We start from the raw sequence: 20423 nt of genomic DNA, 5'->3' as shown, positions 1-20423 counted from the left end.
ATGAAGATTAAACTTGAAACTTTACAACATCAAGTAGATGCACTAAGGGCTATCGATCAAGCTTTTCCAGGAATAGATATGATGAGTGATGATCCAGACGCTAATTACATCTATGCTAATCCGTTAATTAATTGTCGCTACAAAGATAAAGCTAATATTGATATTAAAATGGAGACAGGAACTGGTAAGACTTATGTTTATACCAGAATGATGTATGAGCTTCATAAAAAATATGGACTATTTAAATTTGTAATTGTTGTCCCAACTCCAAGTATTAAAGAAGGAACGAGAAGTTTTATTACTAGTGATTATGCTAAGCAACACTTTAGTCAGTATTATGAAAATACACGGATTCAATTAAATGTAATAAATGCAGGTGATTTTAAGTCGCGCTCAGGGCGAAGAAACTTTCCAGCTCAACTATCAGAGTTTGTAGAAGCTACGCGGCAGAATGCTAATCAGATCGAAGTATTATTAATCAATCAAGGAATGCTCAGCTCAAAATCCATGAGCCGTAAGGACTATGACCAAACTCTACTAGGCGGAGAAAATATTCCGATTAAGGCAATTGCTGCGACAAGGCCAGTGGTAATTATTGATGAACCACACCGTTTTCCACGTAACAAAAAGTCTTATAAAGATATTGAATTATTAAAGCCTCAACTAATCGTTAGATTTGGTGCAACATTTCCTTTGGTTGCATCTGGTCGTGGCAAAAATAGAGTAACTAAACCAGATTATTATCGTGGAAAACCACAATTTAATTTGGATGCAGTAGATAGTTTTAACCAAGGCTTAGTTAAAGGAATTGATATTGATTATCCTGATATTCCAAAGGAACAAGCAGAGCATTTATATAAGGTAAAGCAAGCAAAAGCTAGAGAGTTGATTTTATCTAGAAATGGACATGATTATTCTATTTCTGCTGGTGAAAATTTAGCCGATATTGATTCCGGGTTTGAAGGCAACATTATTTATTCAGGGGGAACAGATAAAGAATTATCTAATGGATTAGCTTTATCAAAAGATATGGAGCTTATTCCAGGAACTTTTGCTAAAAATTATCAGGATGAAATTATATCTCAAGCATTAGATTGTCATTTTAAGGCCGAAGAAGATAATTTTTTAAGACCAGATTCAGCAAATAATATGCCTAAGATAAAAACTTTATCTCTATTCTTTATCGATAGTATTGCTAGCTTCCGTGGTAAAAACAATACTAAGGGATGGCTTGCACAGCATTTTGAAGAGTTACTGACTAAGAAACTACAAAACTTGATTAATAAATATGAATTAGCGATCGACGAGAGAGAAAAAGAATACTGTTCTTTTCTCAAAGCAACGTTACGAAGCTTAAAATCAGATCATCAAAATGTTTATGCTGGTTATTTTAGTGAAGATCGTGGAAATTCTGATGAAGACATTCAAGCTGAGGTAGAAGATATTCTGAAAAATAAGGAAAAACTCCTTAGCTTTAAAGATAAAGATGGTAATTGGATTACAAGACGATTTTTGTTTTCAAAATGGACTTTGCGTGAAGGATGGGATAATCCTAATGTTTTTGTCATTGCAAAGCTTCGAAGATCTGGTTCGGAAATTAGCAAGATTCAAGAAGTTGGTCGTGGTTTAAGATTACCAGTTGATGAAACAGGACATCGTTTAAATCAGGATGAGTGGCAAAGTAGATTGTCATTTTTAATTGGATATGATGAACGGAATTTTGCTCAGAAATTAGTCGGTGAAGTTAATGATGATATTCCTCTTGATATAAATAAAGAGGAATTAACTGAAGATATGATTGATACCATTGTTAAGGTAAGAAAGAAAACAGATCCGAAATTTAATGAAGATAAGTTACTTGATGATTTAGATGAACATAATGTAATAACTAGATCAAATAAATTTAAACCAGAAGTTGAGTTGAGAGGTCAAAAAATGTCAGGATATGAGGCATTATGTCAGTTATATCCAGAGCTAGAACAACAAACAAAAGTCGCAAAAGGTAAAATTAGAGATAAAAACTCAAAAGAAAGTACTCAAGTAAAACTTAGAAAACAAAACTGGCAGCAATTGAAAAATTTATGGATGCAATTAGCTAGAAGACAAATGATAAAATTTGATTCTTCTGTAAACTCAGTTGCTGAAATAGTTGCTAAGAATGTATTCAACGATAATGATAATAAGATTTTTGTCCTACAAAGACCTCAAATAATTCATCAGCAACTTGAAACTACTGATGATGGTGCTGAAATTAGAGAGACACAAACTGATTATAATGCCACATATTTAACTATGAATTATGGTAAGTTCTTAAAAATATTAGCGAAGCAAACAGATTTATCAGTTAATTTGCTGAATAACTTAATGATTAAAGCAGTTAAACGGTTGGGTGGAAATAAAAACTATATTAATGAAAATACATTGAGTAATCTAATTCGTACATTTAATAAACAATTTAATGAACGAATAAGACAATCTTATAGTTATGAACCTTTAGATTTTGTTTCATCAACTTCTATTTATAATGCCAAAAAACACGAATTTGTTGACTCATTGCCAGCAAATGTTTTAGGAATCTACGTCTCAGACCATTCTACAGCTGACAAAGCTTATTTATACGATCGACCACCACTTCGATATGATAGTGCTGATCCAGAATTGAAAATTTTGAATAGAACGTATAGTCCTAAAATTAGTGTATTTGGAAAATTACCAAAAAAAGCCATCAAGATTCCACGTTTTGACAATGGTACGACTACACCAGATTTTATTTTTATGGTTGAAAATAATAACAAATCAGCTTATTTAATTATTGAAACTAAAGCAGAAAATATGCGCTTAGATGATGCTGAGATAGGAATTATTCAACAAAAATATTTCGATCAATTAAAAGAATCTGGAGTTTATTATTGGATGGCAACTAGTGAACAAGAAGTACACGATTTAATTAACAAATTAGAGAATGGAGAACTGAAATAAGTGTTGTCATTAATTAAACTAGCAAAAGAAGGAAAACTAGAAAAAACTGGAGCAAAGCCTAAATTACCAATTAAGGTGGATGGGGTAAGCTCTGAAACATTAGATGTTTATAAAATTCCATTAGATTATCTATATTACAATGATAAAAATGGACGAATTGCAACTGGTATTTCTCAGTATGAAGGTGAGTTACACCCTGCTAATGATCAGGATGATCCCAATTATAATATTTTTGTAGAAAAATTAATTGAACAAGATAATACAAATGCTTTAAAGCGAACTACTAACTCTATTAAAGAATCAGGTCAACAAGTATATGGCTATGTGTTAGATGATGGACGAATTGTCGATGGAAATAGAAGATTTACTGCTTTACGCGATATTCATCGAACAACAGGGAAAACAGTATATTTTGAAGCAGTTGTTTTGCCATTTTCTTATAACAACTCTACTGAACGTGTAAAGATTAAGAAGTTAGAGTTAGCTATTCAAATGGGTGTTGAAGAGCGTCAAAGCTATGATCCTGTGGATCTAGCTGTTGATATATATCAGACTACCGGCGGTGAAGCTCCGATAATGACTCAGGCTGACTATGCGGCAGATTCACATATGCGTCCAACAGAAGTAAAGAAATATTATGATGGTGCAGTATATATGAGAAAGTTCCTAGAGTTTATTGGAACTTCAAAAAATAAATATAATATTTTAAAAGAAAGTAAAGTATGGTCTTTGTTTTATGAAATGGGAAAATCGTTATCTAAAAATTTTGGCGATGATCCCGAATCTCAAGTTCGAAAAAATGAAACTATGATGTCCTATTTTGGAGTAATCCTTTATCAAATTCATGTTGGAGTTAGTGGTATAACATCTCGTACTCATATTCGCGAATATGGTAAGAATATTGTAAATAATAGTGCAGATAATGAAGACTTTAATGATGATGTAGCGGATATGGTTGATGATTTATCGGAATCTTTACAAGATGATGAAATTGAAACAACATCAGATTTAATGCAAAGTCTTACGGATGAAAATGAAACAGTTGAGGCTATTGGGGAGGTTTTCGATACTTACATGCGAAATGCTCGTAATAGTGAATCCGTTGATAAGTTTATTCGTAGTATTAAAAAGAATGTTAAATACTATCATGATTTAAATGAAGATGGTGGTTTAATTGGGAGCCTGCGCTATAACGAAGTTAGCAAAGATCAGCTAAATGAATTACGAACATATATGAGAGATTTACATTACTTAAGTAAGGAGCTATTTGATAAATATGGAAAAGAAATTGGATAATCCAATTATTGTTAAAAATCAGGATGGCTTGTTTCAACTTCTCGATGATAAAAATCATACTTTGGAGACTAAGGCAGCTCAACGAGGATTATCCATTTTCACTCCGTATTTTAAAGATTCAGAGCAACACATATTTAAGTCTGATTTAACCTATGTTCAGTTATTAGAATTAATTAAGAAATTAAATAGACGGTTGTCTAGAAAAGATTTACCTGAAGTTCAAACTAGTGATAAATTTAATGAATTTGTTGAACAGCGACAGTATTATATTAAGGAGCAAAGTCAGGCAGGCTTGACTATTAAGGCAGATGATTCACGTTGGAACAATGAATTTCAAAACTTTAAGAAAGTCGTTAACCAAGAAGTGGTACGACCACTTAAAGTTGAGCAAGAGAAGGCTTCCTTCTTTTTGACAGTTATGAAGAGAGCAGCAAATTTTTCTGTACCAGGTGCTGGGAAAACAGCAATGACGTATGGCGCTTTTGCTTATTTATCAAGCCCTGAAATAAGTGAAGTAAATAAAATATTAGTAATCTCACCACTTAATGCTTTTGCTGCATGGCGTACTGAATATGAAAAAGTATTTGGATTAAAAAGACAATTACATTATTTAAATTTAAGACGTAAATTGCAATAATAAATTGAACACTTTTGGTTAAGCTGCTTGATAGATTCGATCTAATTCTCTTTCAAAGATTTCATCTGGTGTATGATAAGCTAAGATCTTTCTTGGCAATGAGTTGCACCAGGTTTCAATGTCAATGATATTTTGTAAAGAATAGTTAGCTATTGCTTCTCCTTTAGGAATGAATCTGCGAATAAGACCATTGTGTCTTTCAACTGTTCCCTTATCACAAGAAGTGTAAGGATGGGCATAGTAAACCAGTGTATTGGAGGCTTCTTCTAGGTTGGAAAGATCCGCAAATTCTGAACCATTATCAGTGGTAATAGTTTTAAAAATATCATTCCAGTGTTCACTGTATTGTCTTTGGAGTTCTTTAAAGGCCTGCATGACACTGATAGAAGTCTTGTCGGGAATACGAATAATTAAGAATTCACGACTCATGCGCTCAGATAAGGTTAACAGCACTTCATCATCTTTAGTCTTATGTCCAAGGACCAAATCGCATTCCCAATGACCGAATTCATTACGTTCACTAATTTCTTTTGGACGTTCTTCAATACTTCTGCCAAGCTTTTTCTTGTTTTTGCGAACACGATGAAGCTTGGTATTGCGTTTAAGCTTCTCAGGCAAGTCGTAATTATAAATGCCTAATAAGCCCTTATCAACGTAATTATAAAGAGTTTTGGTGCAGACAACATCGCTGCTAGAGAATTCGCCAGCAACAGTGGCACGATTACTGCAAACATCAAGCGACCAACCGTCTTTAAAGAAATGTTTGTGGACATAGTGAATAAATTGATTTTTTTTGAGAAAGTCTGATTTACGCCCACAATTTTTACGATGAGCTTGATATACATCATGTCCTTGAGTAGCCTTGTATCTTTTGACTTTACCATGATACAGTTTTACAGTGCCACGTTTAACCTCATAACTGATAGTAGAAGGAGAACAGTTGAGTTCACGAGCAATTGCACGCAAAGAGCAGCCATCTTTCAAACGCAATTGAATAATAACTCGCTCTTCAAATGATAAATGCTTTCCTTTAACGTGCCGATTCATGGTAGAATGTAAAGAGTCCATTTTGACCTCCAATAGAAAGTTTTTGTGGTTATTAACATTCTATCAAACAGGTCCGAATGGACTTTTTATTTTTCTAAAGTGTTCAATTTGATTTTACAATCAACGTTTAAATTTAAGAGATAAGAAATACAACAATAATGTGGGAGCTATTGTGCACGATTGGGTTCAAGCAAATGTTATTACAATAAATTATGAATCATTACAAAGCAGGCTTAACTTAATCAATGATCTGATAGATTCGAAGACTATGCTTGTATTTGATGAAGTTCATAGAGTTAAGGGAATAGGAGGCCAACGTGCCAAAGCAGCCTTAAAGCTTAGCCATGCGCCTCATTATCGTTATGTACTAACCGGAACTCCAATTCCTAATGGTTTTCAGGATATTTATAATTTTTTGCATTTAATGTATCCTGATGAATATTCTTCATTTTTTGCTTGGGATTTAAATGAATTAAAAAATATTGATGCAGAAGATGTAAACAAGAAATTAGCTCCATTTTTTTGGAGAACTAATAAGAAAGATCTACATGTTCCAATTCCGGATCCTGATATTATTAAGATTGTTAATCCTTCTTCAGAGCAGCAACTACTGACTAAAGCAATTTATGAAAATGAAAAAGGAACTTTAGCTACATTCATTAGATTACTGCAGGCTTCTACTAATCCAGAATTATTAGAGCAGAATATTAATTATCAAGATTTAGGATTAATTGATGCTGATTCTAGCATTTGGAATAAAAAAAGTTTGAAGATAAAAAGAAATAATATTAGTGATGCAGCTACATATAAAAAATATGATTTACAGCACATGGAATCTCCTAAATTTATACTAGGTATTAACCTGATTGAAAAATTAGTGGCTCAAGGAAAGAAAGTTCTGGTTTGGGGTATGTTTGTGGGAACAATGCAAAAAATTGCAGATACTCTTAACGAGAAAGGTATTAATACTACGCTTATCTATGGAGCAACTCCTAAAGATGATCGTGAAAAAATGATTGATAATTTTAGGACTGGTAATGCACAGGTTTTAGTATCTAATCCTAATACTTTAGGTGAGTCTATTTCTTTACATCAAACTGTTCATGATGCTGTATACTTTGAATATAATTTTAATTTGACTTTCATGCTGCAATCACGTGATCGAATTAATCGATTAGGGTTACCGCAGAATCAATATACGCGTTACTATTATCTAATGACTAAAGGTGATGTCGCTCATATGGGCTTTATTGATAGTACGGTATATCGAAAGTTAAAAGACAAAGAAAAAGTAATGCTCGATGCGATTGATGGACAATTACTAGCGCCCGAATATACTGATGATTACTTACAGGAAGTTAAAGATATTGTTCTCGGAAGATACAAATGAGGGGAATTTTTAAAGTGAAGATGCCAGAACTAAATCTCGAATTGCAAGACACGCAATGGCCGAAAACCTATATCGATCATGATCGGCAAATAGTTCGTGCAATTGTGGTTGATGATGAACAGAATTTTTATTTTGTAAAAGTACAAAGAGACGATGATTTCGGTAAAGGTACCTTCATTGAAACATCTGGTGGCGGAGTTGAAGCAGGTGAAGATCTAACTACAGCGCTTAAAAGAGAACTAAAAGAAGAACTGGGCGCAAATGTTGATATTCTTTGTAAAATCGGCGTGGTAAGTGACTACTATAATTTGATTCATCGACACAATATTAATAATTATTTTCTATGTAAAATAAATTCTTTTGGTAAAAAACATCTAACGCAAGCAGAAATTGATGATTTTCATTTATCAACTCTAAAACTAACTTATGATGAAGCAGTTGATGCGTATGAAAAGCAAACTAATGCCAAATTAGGACAATTAATTACTAATCGAGAATTACCAATTCTCAAACAAGCAGAAAAACTAATAAGCAATTATAAATAAAAATGGGATATGAACGCTGTTAAGCTCATATTCCATTTTTATTTGGTCTTAAGATGTCAACATGATTGATATCCTCAATTTCAACTGCGTAACCTGAAATAATTATCTGACTATTATGATAACCATTAACAAAACCAGTAATATCTTTTCTAAATTCGTTATTATAGTTACGATTTTTAAGTTGCAGTCGAATTTTATAATGGTTGCTAAAAGCTTTCAATAATGTTCTACTTATTTCTTGCAAGTCCATTTCTGTTTCTTTTTTATAAGTAGTATTAGCTTTCTGATTATCTTTATTTATTTGAACAGTATGATCGCTTAAGAAAAAAACACCCCATTTTTGCATCCCGCGGTCGTGATAGTTTTTGAAGAAATTTTGGATCTCTTTATCAAAATTTGCATTATTCATAGGCGTTACCACCATTATGACCGCCAACTAAATTACTGCGTTCAATAGCAGTCGCGCCTTTAAGGAGGCTAGAAGCTTTGACTAGCGAAGTAAAACCATGTTCTTTTCGTATTTGGTCAACAATATGGTCTAATTTATATCTTTTAATTTGCAGATCAAAGTCTTCAAGCATATTTAATTGTTGAGTACCATCAGGTGATAAGTCAGTATAGTTAACACTAATGGTTCGAACACTTTCTCCATGCCAGTTTTCACGAAATAGGGCGATCAGTTCTTTTACTAAGTCATGGTTTACATTAGTTGGGGTAATTTTACGTTGAACGCCAAAACCACCGCGCTTAGTAGTTTCCGCCAATTGAAATAAAGAAAAGCCAATATATAGACTAACTTTGCCAGCTCGTAAATTATGGGCGCGGATACGAGCGGCAACTTGCTCACCAATTTCTCTAATAACCAGTTCTATTTCACGTTGATTGAAATAATCCCGCGTTAAAACTTGAGAGTTACCATAGCTTTTACTTTTTGGATGGTATTTTTGTCTGATGATGCTACGATCGACGCCCCAACTTTCTGCCAATAACTGCTCGCCAATAATTCCAAATTCTTTTTTTAGAAGATAGGGTTTGGAGTGAGCTAAGTCATACATATTGTTAATTCCGATTTTTCTTAAACGATTAGCAGTGCGAGTATTAATTCCCCAAACGTCTTCTAATTTTTTTATTTTCCAGATAGTATCGGGAACGTCAAGATAATGCCAAAAAGCAAGCATTGATTTCTTGTGTTTAGCAGAATTATCCATTGCTAGTTTGGCCAAAAGAGGATTTTCACCGATCCCGCAAGTAGTGTAAAGACCTAAAGTATCGTGGATGTCTTTTTGAATTCTACGGGCAACATAATAGGGATCATTGCCAAAGAGCCTCCAGGAATCAGTCATGTCGATTATCCCTTCATCGATAGAATACATGTGGATATCTTCGTTAGCTGCATATTTTCTAAAAATATCTAGGACTTGGATACTGCGCTTAATATAAAGATTCATATGTGGTTCAACTAGTTTTAAATCAGGGGCTTTCCATTTAGGTGGCAACTGACGAACACGCATGACATTATGCAAACCATATTTTTTCTTAGCTAAAGGAGAAGCCGCCATAATTAAGCCAGATCCCCAGCAACTGTCTGGCTGCCTAGATACAACGGCTAAACAAGCTTCCATCGGATTAAGACCTAAACGAAGCGCCTCACAAGAGGCAAAAAAACTTTTATTGTCAATCATAAAAATTAAGCGATGCGGTTCGTAGCGATAGTCATACATAATAATTACCTTCCAGCTGAACATTTGTTCTTGTTGATTAATATTATACGAACAATAGTTCGCAAATGCAACTTGAATTATTTTTAAATTATTTGACTTTTCAATTTTGCCAACTTTTTGGTATGATAGATATGTTCTACAGGTTGCCTCAATGGCGGAATTGGCAGACGCGCAGCGTTCAGGTCGCTGTTCACGCAAGTGAGTGCAGGTTCGACTCCTGTTTGAGGCATTAATAAAAGCGTGTAAGTATTGATCTTACACGCTTTTTTGCATATTATGACCGCCGTTTGACCGCTAAGGTCAAATTTCATCTAAAATGTTTACTATTTTATCGTCAGATTTCTGCTTCAATTCATCTAACATATAAGCATAATGTGAAGCAGTAGTGCTCATATTTGAATGTCCAAGTCGCTTACTTATTGAGTATAAGTCAACTCCTTTGAAAAGTAAAAGTGCAACATGAGTATGGCGTAAACTGTGAAAGTGAAATCCTTTCTTTTCAATATGGATTTTTTTAAGTTGTTTTCTTAAAACTTTATTGACAGCATTAGATGTGGGGATTGTTCCATCTGATCCAATAAATAGATGCTTATTTCTGTTTGGCTTAAGTTGTAGAAGGATATCAAGAAGTTTTTTATCAACCGCTATTACTCTAGTAGACGAATAATTTTTAGTAGATTTATTTATCTCATTAGAATCGTAATCAACCACTTTATCATTGTCATAATCCCATGATTTTATGATATGGATCTGCTTATTCTTAAAATCAATATCACTCCAAGTTAGAACACGTATTTCTCCGGGACGCATTCCAGTGTAGATAATCGTTAAAAGCATGTAACGGCTAACATATGATGGTTTTATTCCATCTAAAAGTGAAGCTACCAATTTTTGAGTCTGTTCAAAATTCAAATAATCTATTTTTCTGGTTCGTTCGTGATTCCATGTAAGATTAATCCTGTCAGTAAAGTTTTTCCGGATTATACCATCACTTATAGCGTCTTTCGCACATGTTCTGATATATCCGTGTATTTTCCTAACACTATCTTTAGCATGTTTTTCTCCATAGTAATTCATAAATTTTTGATATTTTAACCGATTAATAGAGGAAATTTTGGAATTACCAAAATATGATTTCAAAATTTCATAGAGGTGTTTATATCGATTAATAGTGTTTTTTGATTTTCCTGCTATTCTATAAGCTTCATACCAAGATTTATAGTATTCAGCAAAGATTGGGTCTTTATTAGATATTTGTTCGTCATCTTTAGCTACTTCCATCTCATTAGCCCATTTTTGAGCGTCTCGCTTAGTTTCAAATCCACCTTTGGATTTATATTGTCGTTCGCTATTAATGTACCAAGATACTTCAGCAGTCCATTTCTTGCCCCGTTTTCTTATTCGTGCCATCAGAGATTAAGTAGTTCTTTCTTTTTTGCATCAAATTCTTCTTGAGTGATGATATCATCATCTAAAAGTTGCTTATATTTTCTAATTTCATCAGGGATATCTGTAGTAGGTTGTACTGCTGTTTGAGATGGAGCAGGAGACTTAATAGCAGCCATTTGTTCTCTAATAGTCTTAGCCATGATAGGAGCAGCTACAGCATTAATTTTTTCTATTCCTGTTACATTTGCTCCATTAGTGATTGATACAGTTCCAGAAACTAGTTGCTTGCTATAAGAAACGGCATTAATTACTGAGAGAGGTATTTCTTTCTGATCCATACCGAAGACCATATTTTTGTTCAAGAAGATAACTCGCTTATTAGTGCATACTACTAGCCATGTATGACCGTCTAGAACACCAGAACAAGCATACTTAATAACTTCGGTATCATCTAGTACTTCTGGAAGAGCTTTAATTTCTTTTTTTACGAAAGTTAAGTCAAATACTTTAGCAGCAATAAGTTCTTGTTTAACCTTATCTGAAGTATCCATTTTATTAATTTTATCTACCTCATTTTCAGCCATGGCATCTTCAAGGCTAACATTTGAACTAGGAGCTGTTTTAATTCCCAAGTTTCTCAGCTTTAGATATTCTTGAGCTGCATCTTTTGATGTTTTGCCAGATTTGGTAAATTCTTCAAACTGTTTGAAAGTATGTTGTCCAGCCCACTTAAATGCTCCTGTCTGAGTAAAGGCCCAACGACCCCAACCAGATTTTTTCATGCAAGATTGACAGATATAACCATCTTTTAGTTTTAACTTTGTTAAACTTGATTTTCCACAAATTAAGCATTTTTTATTCATTTTTATTTTCCTCTTTTACTTTTTGTCCATAAAATCGCCTAAAATAGTAGATCATTGTTGCTTTCAAATTTTTTGGCAACCACATTTTTCAATCTCTCAGGAATGCCGAACTGTAACATAAATTCTCCAGGGTCTTCGCAAGTATAGCCTTGGGAAGAAGCATAATCCCAAATAAGATTTAAGCCATACAGATCAGCCTGATCTTCTTTGAAGGCATCATTATTTCTGTTAAAAGCATCGTGTTCTTGCCATTTATAATCATGGTCATAGTACATAACACCTGTATCGCCATTTATGCAATGTCCTAGTTCGTGAGCTGCCATAAATGGCACTTCTGATGGATTCCACCAATTTGTATTAATAATAATGAGCTTTTTTTGTGGAAGATACCTAGAGCGAAAATGCCTGTCATCTAAGCGAGAAAGTATAACGCCGAGGTTATGATCCTCAATTAAATGACATATATATAGTAGTAAATCATTATTATACATAGGCATTACTCGTAGTGAACGCCTCCGTCATTCTTATGTCTTTCAAGAATGGCTTTGATAACGTCAAGATCTTCATCTGAAACAGGACGGCCACCGTAGCTAAGGACTACAGGGTCTTTTTCTAAGTCAACAGATTTGGTTTCATTTTCTTCATTACCATCATTATTGTTGCCCATCAAGTATCCATTAGATACATCATATAAAGTAGCAATTTGATTGATGGTTTGAATATCGGGTTCACTAATACCGTATTCCCAATTAGCATAGGTTGAAAGTCCAATGCCTAAATGTTTAGCAACATTGGTTTTACTCCATCCTTTGCTTTCTCTAAGTTGTTTAAGTTTATCGCTAAATTCGGTCATATTTTTGACCTCCTAAATCAAATTACAAGTATATTGTAACTTAATTTTATATTTTTAAAATATTTTTACAAAAAATGTGTAGAAAAGTATTGCATTTTTAAAAATGTGTAGTATTATATAAATATAAAGTTACAAGATATTTGTAACTGAAAGGAGGGAAAACATGCCAAGTCTTACTAAAGAGAACAGCGCACAAATTTTAGATGAATATCTAAAAGAACATGGAATTAAGAAGAGTTATCTTGCTCAAAAGATGAACATGTCGCCATCAAATTTAACTGGATACTTAAATGGAACATTACGTTTTACAGCTGAATTTGCATTTGGTGTAGCAGATGCTTTAAATATTTCACCTTCCATTTTTTTAAATAAAAGTTACAAGATTTAGGAAGAAAGCAAAAGAAACAGAAGATCAAATCAAGTTTGAACTTGAACATGCAGACGACTAAGTAGGTGATTAAATGCCTGAGCTAATTAATAAAGATGCTCTCATAGTTATCTTTAAGCCAATTATCAAAGCTTTATTTGATAAGGAAAAGGAAGAAGCAGAGGGCGCAACAATCAATATTGATGAGTTCCGAAAAAAGTACTGTGGAGGTAAGGGTCAAGAGTGGGTAAGAATATATATTTTTGATCGATTTGAAAAGGAAATTGATTTCGAAAATGGCGGTTTTGTAGTTAACCCACACAACGGTAAGAAAACAATCATTTTTAGAAAAGATGCTAAGAAATGGATTGAAAAAAATTATCATCGTATAGATTGGAACGCAAGTATTAAAAAAGATTTTGGGAGATAAAAGATGTTAAAAGTTACGACTGCTGATGTAATTAGGCAATTGGTATCAAGAGGAGTATTCACACAGAAGAAAGATGCCGAATATCAAATTGGCATTAAAGATAGTCAAATTGTTGTTGAAAGAAAACTGTCAGTAATTGCTTACCTAGGTGACACCCTAGAAAGTGTTATCCAATTAGCGGATATGTTTAAGAAGATAGGAACTAAGGAACAACAAAAGCAAATTAACGCAGCACTTACAGATTTAGTAACGATTGGAGATCGCTGGAATGAAGCATAAAACAGATTGGTTAGTTGCAATAGTGTGTTCAGAAGTAATTGCAGCGGGGGTTATATGTATCACTATGTTGGGCTATTACTTCTGGAGAGTATTTCTTTAAGGAGGTGGAAAAGATGACATTAGAAGCAAGATTAATCAGCAATAGCAACGCATTTTTTGCTAGACAAGACAGATCGCCATTAGTAGTGGACGAATACGAAAAACAATTCGAAATAGCTTTGATGGCAACAAAAAAGCCGTTACCGACTGGCATCAGTAACGACTAAGAAAAAATTCAAAGTAAAAACAATTTCTAAAGGAGATTATACCACAATGATTGAGATCATGACACCAGCGCAGGCTGCAACTTTTAGGGAGCAGCGTTTGAAAGAAGAACAAAGAAGGTTAGCAGATCAAGGAATTAGTTCAGCATTTGAAGGCTGGAACTTAGTAACTATCGGCGACAGTGATTGCGACTATTTAAACTTCAAGCATTTTGTTACTACTCAAATTTTCAGCCTAGGAATTGATAACTATATCAGTCGTACAGGCTGGGACAAGAAAGAATTGATCGAATACTTAGCCACTGTTGACCAATACGATGATATTTGGAAAGACGATGTCTTAGATTTCTTCGATGGACTGGAGGGTAACTACTGATGACCTCTAAACATGCCGAATTTGAAAAAGAGTACATGACTTGGCAATACAAGTTGGAAAAAGAAGCGAGCGATTGGAGAAAGAAGATAGCTGCCGAAGCCTTAACTCAAGGATCATATCAACAAGGTATTAACTGGATCAATAAGTTGAAACCAAAAATTGACGATAGTTTTCCCGGAGGAACGTTAGGAGCAGAGATCAATTACTTACGAGAAATTGCAGAAGACGCACGTCAAGACGTGATGAAACAAGCATTATCACAGAAACCTAAGGAGTAACCACTATGACCGACAAGAAAAAATCAGTATATGAAACTTTAGCAAAGGTTGATGTTAAGCCACTTTTAGAAAAGAAAGGCAAGCTAAATTATCTAAGTTGGGCTAAGGCTTGGGGCTTAGTTAAAAGCTTATACCCTAGTGCAACATATCAAATTAAAGAATTTCCTGAATATATTTTTACTAAAGAGGGTTGGCTAGCTACTGGTAGAAAGTTGGACTACCGACAAACTGTAGCAGGAACTGAGGTAGAAGTAACAGTGACTATTGAAGATCAAGATTACACTTCAAAACTCTACGTAATGGATTACAAGAATAAAGTACTTTCTAATCCTACATATTTTGAAATTAACAAAACTCAAATGAGATGTTTGGTTAAAGCCTTAGCATTTGCAGGTTTAGGCTTAGATGTTTATGCAGGAGAAGACTTACCTGAACAACCTCAACAGAAACAAACAGCACCTAAGCCTGCACAAAAGCCAGTAAAGCGACAAGCAACATCTAGCACGCCACATATGTCAGAAGATGAGTTATATAACTATCAAGCGAATTACAACGGAAATCCTAAGTTCTTATATATGATTTGGACTGAATGCGAAAAAGCTAAAAAGATGGGGCTAAATGCTAAAACAAGTGTGCCAATTGAGTGGTGGAATGCTAAGTACAAAGAACAGACTCCAGACGGAGAAGCAGTAAGACAGTTTACTAAATTTGCTCAAAAGCTCGAAAAAGAAAAGGCTACTAAGCAAAGCAAATTACCACCATTAGATCCAGAAACTGAAAAATTAATAGAAGAGTCAATTTCTTAGAAAGCGAGCAAGTCATGAATAACGAACAGCCTAATTACTATTCAATTCTCACAGCTAATGTGAGATATGACAGAGACCTTAAGGCTAACGAGAAGTTGTTATTTAGTGAAATTACAGCTTTGGCGAATAAAAGTGGGTATTGTACAGCTACAAATAATTATTTTGCTAATTTGTACGGAAAATCAAAGACAACTATCTCAAATTGGATTAATCACTTAAAAGAAAAAGGATATTTGAAAGTCTATCTTGAAAAAGATGGTAGCCAAATCATTGGTAGAAAATTATATCCAGTTGATGAACCTGTTAAGGAAAATAAGGATACCCCTAATAAAGAAAAAGATAATACCCCTGTTAAAGAAAACTTGAATACCTGTACAAAAAAAGTTCAAGAGGGTATTAAAGAAAACTTTAAACACCCTATTAAAGAAAAGTTTAAAGAGAATATTACAAGTATTAATAATACAAGTATAAATAATAATATACCCGCATCTGGCGATGCGCAGACTCAAATTCTTAAAAAATTAACTGAAAATGAAATCATTGAAATTGAGTTTGAAAAATTATGGACTATGTACCCTAGAAAATTGGGTAAAAAAGATGCTCTAAGACATTACAAGAGCTGGCGTAAGTCAAACAAGGAAAATACTTACGAGTTAATGCTTAATAAGCTAAACACTTACTTGAAATACTTAAGAATTAAACATATACCACTTGAATACACACTTCATGGCTCAACTTGGTTTAACGGCAGGTATGACGATGAACTTGATATGACACCTGCTAAACCACGATTTAATCAACAAGCTAAGCCAGTTCGAAGGGCTACAAACTGGGATAAGGTTCAGCAACAACAGTCGCAGACAGTACCGCAGATGACACAAGAAGAACGTAACGCAATTTTTAGAGAGTACGGGAGGTAACCACCATGCAAAACAGGCTAAAAAAATTGAGATTGGAAAAGAGATTAACTCTTGCCGATGTACAAGTCAAAACCGACATTGACTTTAAAATTTTAGAAAATTTCGAAAAAGGATTGGAAAATGGAATACCTAACTCTTTAGCAATTTGGCAAAAATTAGCTAACTTTTTAGAAGTTCCAGTTGAGTACCTAATGGGATTAAACGACGATAGCAAGACATTAACTGTTAACGACTTGAACCCAGCCGAAGAAGATGTTTACGAGCGTATCACGGATATGCTATGCGAAGAATACCCAGAAGACAGCATTTCTTGGTCAAAGATTGGTCAATTGTTAATTAATTCAGCGGAGGAATAGAAAATGGAAAAAGTTGTTTATCGAGAAGAATTATGCGGAAGAATTGCTTTAGTAAAAGAGATGGATATGCCTTTTGGTCGCTATTACACAGGGTATATTGAGATCTTGCATAAGGATCCATTTAGCTGGAGAAATCACGTAGAAATGGGCAAAGAATTATTTTTCGACTCATGGGATGAATTTGAAGAGTTTCCGGGCGGTGTAACGTTTGCTGGCACTTTTCCAGATATTGAAAGTGAGGAAGGTTTTGTCGGGTTCGATACAGAACCATTTACGCCGGGCGAATACACTCAAGAAGATTGCATCGATATTTTGAAGAAGACAGCTAATATTTTGGCAATTAGAACTAGAGCAGCCGAAGAAGCAATTGCTAGTAGAAAAAACTCAGAGCCGAAAAACAAATCTAATAAAAAATCAAAGAATGTGGGGTTACTACTAGAAGCAGTTAATGATCTAGCTAACGCTAGTGCATTTAATGAACGTGATAAGAAAGATAAGGTAAGTGAACGGCTAGATAGTGCAGGCAAGAATGTAACACTTTTTCTTGTAAATGAACTGCATGTTAAACCAAGTGATATCGCTATGTTCACAATTTTAAAAACTGTGTTAAGTGAGGACGATGAAGATGAATAACGAATTAATCAAAGTAACTGTACAGAACGACCAACAACTTGTTAGTGCTAGAGATTTATATAAAGGTTTAGAAATTAGAACTAGATTTAGCCTTTGGGTTAGTCAAAACTTTAAAGAATTTGAAGAGGGCGCTGATTTTACAAGTGTAGTTACAACTACGGTTGTTAATAATGGTGCAAGAAAAGAGATTCAAGACTATGCGCTTACGATTGATATGGCTAAGCAGTTATGTCTTTTGAGCCGTACTCAAAAGGGAAAGGAATATCGAGAATACCTAATCGAAGTTGAAAAGAAATGGAATAATCCAGATATGATTATGCAACGCGCCTTGACCATTGCTAGTAATCGTGTGAAGTTGCTGGAAACTGAGAATAAACGGCTTGAAGATACAAATGCAAAACAAGCAGCTAAGATTGCTAAAGATGCTGACGATGTGGTTTTTGCTAAGGCTATTAGATATAGCCATCATGCAATCCCTGTTGGCGAATTAGCTGAAATTCTAACTCAAAACGGTTTTGTAATTGGCAGAAATCAGCTATTCCAATTGCTTAGAGAAGAAAAATATCTTTCAAGTTTTAATCATAGCTGGAACGTACCTATGACACAGATGGTTAAAAGAGGTCTATTTAGAATTACGCATAATTTGACTAAAGACGGCAGAGGATATTCTCAAACGTGGGTAACACCTAAAGGTCAGAAACACATTATTAACAAAGCACTAAGAGGAAAATTTGATGATACTTATCAGAAAGTTATGGTATCAACGTTAAACGTTTAGAAAGGTCAACAAAATGAGTGAAATTGAAAATATTAAAGACGGACTAAATTATCTTTTAGAACTTAACAGTTTAGAAAATACTGTATCAGTAACTGAAAATGGAAAAGCACACCCTATGAGCGTAAAAGACTTAAAGGAAGCAAATATTGACGGTCTTTTTCAAATTGCTGAATTATTAGGTATCAATACTGATAATTAGGAGAACAGAATGCTTGAAGAAAATCACAATTAAAAAAAGATTATCGAAGATGCTAAGCACTACCGCTGGTACTCAGTTCCTGATATGTACATGGTTGAAATCTTAGATACGACAGGACGTTCAGCTGGATTTGTTCAGTCCATCTTCATAGACAAGAAAGAAGCCAGTGAGGTTGCTAAGGTGCTTCATGGCGTGGTTAGAGAAGTAGTTGGAGGTTAATCAATGAAGAGATTTAAAATGCCAAAACTTGGTAACAATATAGTTTTAAGAAATAAAAAGTCAGCTGATTTTAAAGAAGTAAAACTAGTTGAAGTCGAGGACAAATACTTCTATGCTATCGAACTTGCTACAGGTAAATCTTTAAAAGATAAATCAGACACTGTTGTTGGAGAATCAATTCCGGATTTGCTAGGTTGCTTGCAAGATACATATGAAATTTACTTAGAAGATGATTCTGTAGCAGAGGATAAATTAACAAATGACTAGAAAAAATCAAGTAGACGAGTTGCTTACTAGGTTTGAGAGAAAAGATGCAAAAAGAAAAAAATGTCTCTGTTGTGATTTTGATGCAGATGGTTTTGGTAAAAACATAATTGGCAAAGGTTACGGTAGTTGCGAAATTAGATTATATAGAGCAACTAAATATGACTTCTACATCTATTCATATTCCGTTGGAGCTGAAGCACTTTAATTATGAATTTGAATTTGATATAGAACGTTTTTCTAATCAATTAAATAGAAAAATTATAGATATTCAGTACTCATCAAATAATTCAAACTATGAAGCAATTATTACTTACGAAGTTTAATTGAGGATAAGTAGCATGTCAGATTGGATTTTTGCAGCAGCATTCTTAATTCTGCTAGCTGTAGTGATTATATATGTAGGGAGTTTATGAGTATGATTTTTGAAATATGGTCTGTAAATGACATATTTGAAGATGGTTCTATGTCTCAAAAATATTTAAATGCACTTGCTAAAGCCGGTTTTAGGTTGGTAAAGGCAAAGGACGAATTAGGTGGTCAGATATATAAGATTTATATTAAAGATCTTTCAAATTTACGTTTTCTGCACAAAATAGTAAATCATGATTTAATCATTTCATTTCCTGAATCTAAGCCAACGACCAAAGATACTATGAGCGTGATGTGTGATAGTGATGATGACCCAAAAATTGTAATTTATGACGATTGGTTTGAATAGCATATGAGAGTTAACTTTACGATTGAAGGACCGCCAGTAGGCAAGGCTAGACCGAGAGTTACTAGGACGGTAACTTACACACCTGCTAAGACTGCACAATATGAAGATTTAGTCAGGTATACAGCGATTAACAGTTTCAAGGGTATGTTTGATAAGAACGAACCTGTAGACGTTAAAATTATGGCATATTTTGAAGTTCCAAAAAGCTATAGCAAGAAGCGTAAGGCTTTGTGTTTAACCAATAAGGAATTGCCAATTAAAAAACCTGATATAGATAACGTTAGCAAAATTATCATGGACGGCATGAACCCAAAAATGAGACGAAATAAGCAACTTCACAAAATGGTTGAGGTTATGAGGGGCGTTTACCACGATGACAAGCAAGTAACAACCTTGTTAGTCAAAAAGAGGTATGCCGAGCGTGCAAGAGTTGACGTAAGAATTAAGAGAGATATGGGTGATTAGATGAATGATGAGCTTAAATTAGGCGGAAAGTTATGCTTTGTTAATTTGATATTTAAGAATGGCTGTACTGATTCCATAGCTGTAAAAGGTACAAAAGAACATATCTGGAATTTATTAAGCAAAGAATTCGATGAGTATGGGCAAGAAATGAAAAATAGAATCTTAATTATTGATGGGATTCATGAGCATGTATATCTGGATTTATCTACAGTAGCAACAATGGGTATTTCTGAAAATGATAAAAGTCCATATGATATTTAAATTCGAACTTTCGTGGTGATTATAGTGAATGGAATTGAGACAGTATGAAGCATAGTGCTGAGTTAATTACTATAGCAGGGATGCTAAT

At 34.0% G+C, this 20423-nt stretch carries 28 protein-coding genes, 1 tRNA gene and 2 pseudogenes; 24 read left to right on the top strand and 7 right to left on the bottom strand.

The window, feature by feature from the left end; genetic code table 11:
* The 3 genes and pseudogenes from F3I00_RS07870 to F3I00_RS07860 all read left to right on the top strand — a co-directional run.
* Positions 1 to 2979: a type III restriction-modification system endonuclease gene (locus F3I00_RS07870; protein WP_159311068.1), complete on the top strand. Its 2979-nt coding sequence runs from the start codon at positions 1 to 3 to the stop codon at positions 2977 to 2979.
* Positions 2980 to 4275 (top strand): hypothetical protein, encoded by a 1296-nt coding sequence (locus tag F3I00_RS07865; protein ID WP_003648314.1) that lies wholly within the window; start codon positions 2980 to 2982, stop codon positions 4273 to 4275.
* Positions 4256 to 4903, top strand: a pseudogene (locus tag F3I00_RS07860) (helicase); the annotation flags it as partial. The gene F3I00_RS07865 and the pseudogene F3I00_RS07860, both read left to right, overlap by 20 nt.
* 27 nt (positions 4904 to 4930) lie before the next feature.
* Here F3I00_RS07860 and F3I00_RS07855 read toward each other — a convergent pair.
* Positions 4931 to 5980: an IS30-like element ISLga1 family transposase gene (locus F3I00_RS07855; protein WP_024272995.1), complete on the bottom strand. Its 1050-nt coding sequence runs from the start codon at positions 5978 to 5980 to the stop codon at positions 4931 to 4933.
* A gap of 106 nt (positions 5981 to 6086) precedes the next feature.
* Here F3I00_RS07855 and F3I00_RS07850 point away from each other — a divergent pair.
* Positions 6087 to 7349 (top strand): annotated as a pseudogene (locus F3I00_RS07850) (SNF2-related protein); the annotation flags it as partial.
* Between the two features lie 20 nt (positions 7350 to 7369).
* Positions 7370 to 7894 carry an NUDIX domain-containing protein gene (locus F3I00_RS07845; protein ID WP_024273084.1) on the top strand — a complete coding sequence of 175 codons (525 nt, stop codon included), beginning with the start codon at positions 7370 to 7372 and terminating at the stop codon, positions 7892 to 7894.
* A 25-nt stretch (positions 7895 to 7919) separates the two neighbouring features.
* Here the strand turns inward: F3I00_RS07845 and F3I00_RS07840 are convergent, their stop codons facing one another.
* Both F3I00_RS07840 and F3I00_RS07835 read right to left on the bottom strand, forming a co-directional pair.
* Positions 7920 to 8303, bottom strand: a complete 384-nt coding sequence (locus tag F3I00_RS07840; RefSeq protein WP_020806784.1) for a hypothetical protein — start codon at positions 8301 to 8303, stop codon at positions 7920 to 7922.
* Positions 8296 to 9615 carry a Y-family DNA polymerase gene (locus F3I00_RS07835; RefSeq protein WP_020806783.1) on the bottom strand — a complete coding sequence of 440 codons (1320 nt, stop codon included), beginning with the start codon at positions 9613 to 9615 and terminating at the stop codon, positions 8296 to 8298. Before F3I00_RS07835 ends, F3I00_RS07840 begins: the two co-directional genes overlap by 8 nt.
* Before the next feature lie 145 nt (positions 9616 to 9760).
* On the opposite strand from F3I00_RS07835, the gene F3I00_RS07830 reads away from it, so the two are divergent.
* Positions 9761 to 9844 (top strand) — tRNA-Leu (locus F3I00_RS07830).
* A gap of 71 nt (positions 9845 to 9915) precedes the next feature.
* Here the strand turns inward: F3I00_RS07830 and F3I00_RS07825 are convergent.
* Genes F3I00_RS07825 through F3I00_RS07810 form a run of 4 tightly spaced genes read right to left on the bottom strand, consistent with a single transcriptional unit; the run spans position 9916 to position 12720 of the window.
* A complete protein-coding gene (locus tag F3I00_RS07825; RefSeq protein ID WP_159311067.1) occupies positions 9916 to 11025 on the bottom strand; it encodes a tyrosine-type recombinase/integrase in 1110 nt (369 codons plus the stop codon).
* The gene (locus F3I00_RS07820) at positions 11025 to 11867 is read right to left on the bottom strand and encodes a PH domain-containing protein (protein ID WP_159311066.1); all 843 of its coding nucleotides are present in this window, start codon (positions 11865 to 11867) and stop codon (positions 11025 to 11027) included. Before F3I00_RS07820 ends, F3I00_RS07825 begins: the two co-directional genes overlap by 1 nt.
* A 38-nt stretch (positions 11868 to 11905) precedes the next feature.
* The gene (locus F3I00_RS07815) at positions 11906 to 12358 is read right to left on the bottom strand and encodes an ImmA/IrrE family metallo-endopeptidase (RefSeq protein WP_236547635.1); all 453 of its coding nucleotides are present in this window, start codon (positions 12356 to 12358) and stop codon (positions 11906 to 11908) included.
* 5 nt (positions 12359 to 12363) lie between these two features.
* Positions 12364 to 12720 (bottom strand): helix-turn-helix domain-containing protein, encoded by a 357-nt coding sequence (locus F3I00_RS07810; RefSeq protein WP_159311064.1) that lies wholly within the window; start codon positions 12718 to 12720, stop codon positions 12364 to 12366.
* A 163-nt stretch (positions 12721 to 12883) separates the two neighbouring features.
* Here F3I00_RS07810 and F3I00_RS07805 point away from each other — a divergent pair, with 163 nt between their 5' ends.
* The 18 genes from F3I00_RS07805 to F3I00_RS07730 all read left to right on the top strand — a co-directional run bounded on the left by F3I00_RS07805 (position 12884) and on the right by F3I00_RS07730 (position 20335).
* On the top strand, positions 12884 to 13108 hold the full coding sequence (locus tag F3I00_RS07805; RefSeq protein WP_094503271.1) for a helix-turn-helix transcriptional regulator: 225 nt from the start codon (positions 12884 to 12886) through the stop codon (positions 13106 to 13108).
* Between the two features lie 73 nt (positions 13109 to 13181).
* The gene (locus tag F3I00_RS07800) at positions 13182 to 13517 is read left to right on the top strand and encodes a DUF771 domain-containing protein (protein ID WP_159311063.1); all 336 of its coding nucleotides are present in this window, start codon (positions 13182 to 13184) and stop codon (positions 13515 to 13517) included.
* Positions 13518 to 13520: 3 nt separating this feature from the next.
* Positions 13521 to 13796 (top strand): hypothetical protein, encoded by a 276-nt coding sequence (locus F3I00_RS07795; RefSeq protein ID WP_159311062.1) that lies wholly within the window; start codon positions 13521 to 13523, stop codon positions 13794 to 13796.
* 113 nt (positions 13797 to 13909) lie between these two features.
* Entirely contained in the window at positions 13910 to 14062 is a 153-nt protein-coding gene (locus F3I00_RS10720; RefSeq protein WP_003654229.1) for a hypothetical protein, read from the top strand.
* Positions 14063 to 14108: 46 nt separating this feature from the next.
* Complete coding sequence (locus tag F3I00_RS07790) at positions 14109 to 14435, top strand: hypothetical protein (protein ID WP_003654231.1); 327 nt, start codon at positions 14109 to 14111, stop codon at positions 14433 to 14435.
* Positions 14435 to 14713 (top strand): hypothetical protein, encoded by a 279-nt coding sequence (locus F3I00_RS07785; protein ID WP_003648022.1) that lies wholly within the window; start codon positions 14435 to 14437, stop codon positions 14711 to 14713. The genes F3I00_RS07790 and F3I00_RS07785 overlap by 1 nt, the downstream gene beginning before the upstream one ends.
* Before the next feature lie 5 nt (positions 14714 to 14718).
* Positions 14719 to 15519 (top strand): DUF1071 domain-containing protein, encoded by an 801-nt coding sequence (locus F3I00_RS07780; protein WP_003654233.1) that lies wholly within the window; start codon positions 14719 to 14721, stop codon positions 15517 to 15519.
* Positions 15520 to 15533: 14 nt separating this feature from the next.
* Positions 15534 to 16439 (top strand): helix-turn-helix domain-containing protein, encoded by a 906-nt coding sequence (locus F3I00_RS07775; RefSeq protein ID WP_159311061.1) that lies wholly within the window; start codon positions 15534 to 15536, stop codon positions 16437 to 16439.
* 5 nt (positions 16440 to 16444) lie between these two features.
* Positions 16445 to 16795 (top strand): helix-turn-helix domain-containing protein, encoded by a 351-nt coding sequence (locus tag F3I00_RS07770; RefSeq protein ID WP_159311060.1) that lies wholly within the window; start codon positions 16445 to 16447, stop codon positions 16793 to 16795.
* Positions 16796 to 16798: 3 nt separating this feature from the next.
* A complete protein-coding gene (locus F3I00_RS07765) occupies positions 16799 to 17428 on the top strand; it encodes a hypothetical protein (protein WP_003656222.1) in 630 nt (209 codons plus the stop codon).
* Positions 17421 to 18206 (top strand): antA/AntB antirepressor family protein, encoded by a 786-nt coding sequence (locus F3I00_RS07760; RefSeq protein ID WP_003656223.1) that lies wholly within the window; start codon positions 17421 to 17423, stop codon positions 18204 to 18206. Before F3I00_RS07765 ends, F3I00_RS07760 begins: the two co-directional genes overlap by 8 nt.
* Before the next feature lie 13 nt (positions 18207 to 18219).
* The gene (locus F3I00_RS07755) at positions 18220 to 18405 is read left to right on the top strand and encodes a hypothetical protein (protein WP_020807680.1); all 186 of its coding nucleotides are present in this window, start codon (positions 18220 to 18222) and stop codon (positions 18403 to 18405) included.
* An 84-nt stretch (positions 18406 to 18489) separates the two neighbouring features.
* A complete protein-coding gene (locus F3I00_RS10930) occupies positions 18490 to 18624 on the top strand; it encodes a hypothetical protein (RefSeq protein ID WP_020807679.1) in 135 nt (44 codons plus the stop codon).
* Positions 18625 to 18627: 3 nt separating this feature from the next.
* Positions 18628 to 18891, top strand: coding sequence for a hypothetical protein (locus F3I00_RS07745; protein ID WP_003656224.1), 264 nt, complete (start codon positions 18628 to 18630; stop codon positions 18889 to 18891).
* A complete protein-coding gene (locus tag F3I00_RS10810) occupies positions 18884 to 19096 on the top strand; it encodes a hypothetical protein (RefSeq protein WP_020807678.1) in 213 nt (70 codons plus the stop codon). The genes F3I00_RS07745 and F3I00_RS10810 overlap by 8 nt, the downstream gene beginning before the upstream one ends.
* Before the next feature lie 210 nt (positions 19097 to 19306).
* Positions 19307 to 19609, top strand: a complete 303-nt coding sequence (locus F3I00_RS07740) for a hypothetical protein (protein WP_020807677.1) — start codon at positions 19307 to 19309, stop codon at positions 19607 to 19609.
* Positions 19610 to 19612: 3 nt separating this feature from the next.
* Positions 19613 to 20074 carry a RusA family crossover junction endodeoxyribonuclease gene (locus F3I00_RS07735; RefSeq protein ID WP_003656226.1) on the top strand — a complete coding sequence of 154 codons (462 nt, stop codon included), beginning with the start codon at positions 19613 to 19615 and terminating at the stop codon, positions 20072 to 20074.
* A complete protein-coding gene (locus tag F3I00_RS07730) occupies positions 20075 to 20335 on the top strand; it encodes a hypothetical protein (RefSeq protein WP_003648032.1) in 261 nt (86 codons plus the stop codon).
* The last annotated feature ends 88 nt before the right edge of the window (positions 20336 to 20423 follow it).

It is taken from the genome of Lactobacillus sp. JM1, from assembly GCF_009834385.1.
GTDB classification, from domain to species: domain Bacteria; phylum Bacillota; class Bacilli; order Lactobacillales; family Lactobacillaceae; genus Lactobacillus; species Lactobacillus paragasseri.
The sequence above is the reverse complement of the archived record's forward strand: the minus strand, read 5'-3'. Positions and strand labels throughout refer to the sequence as shown.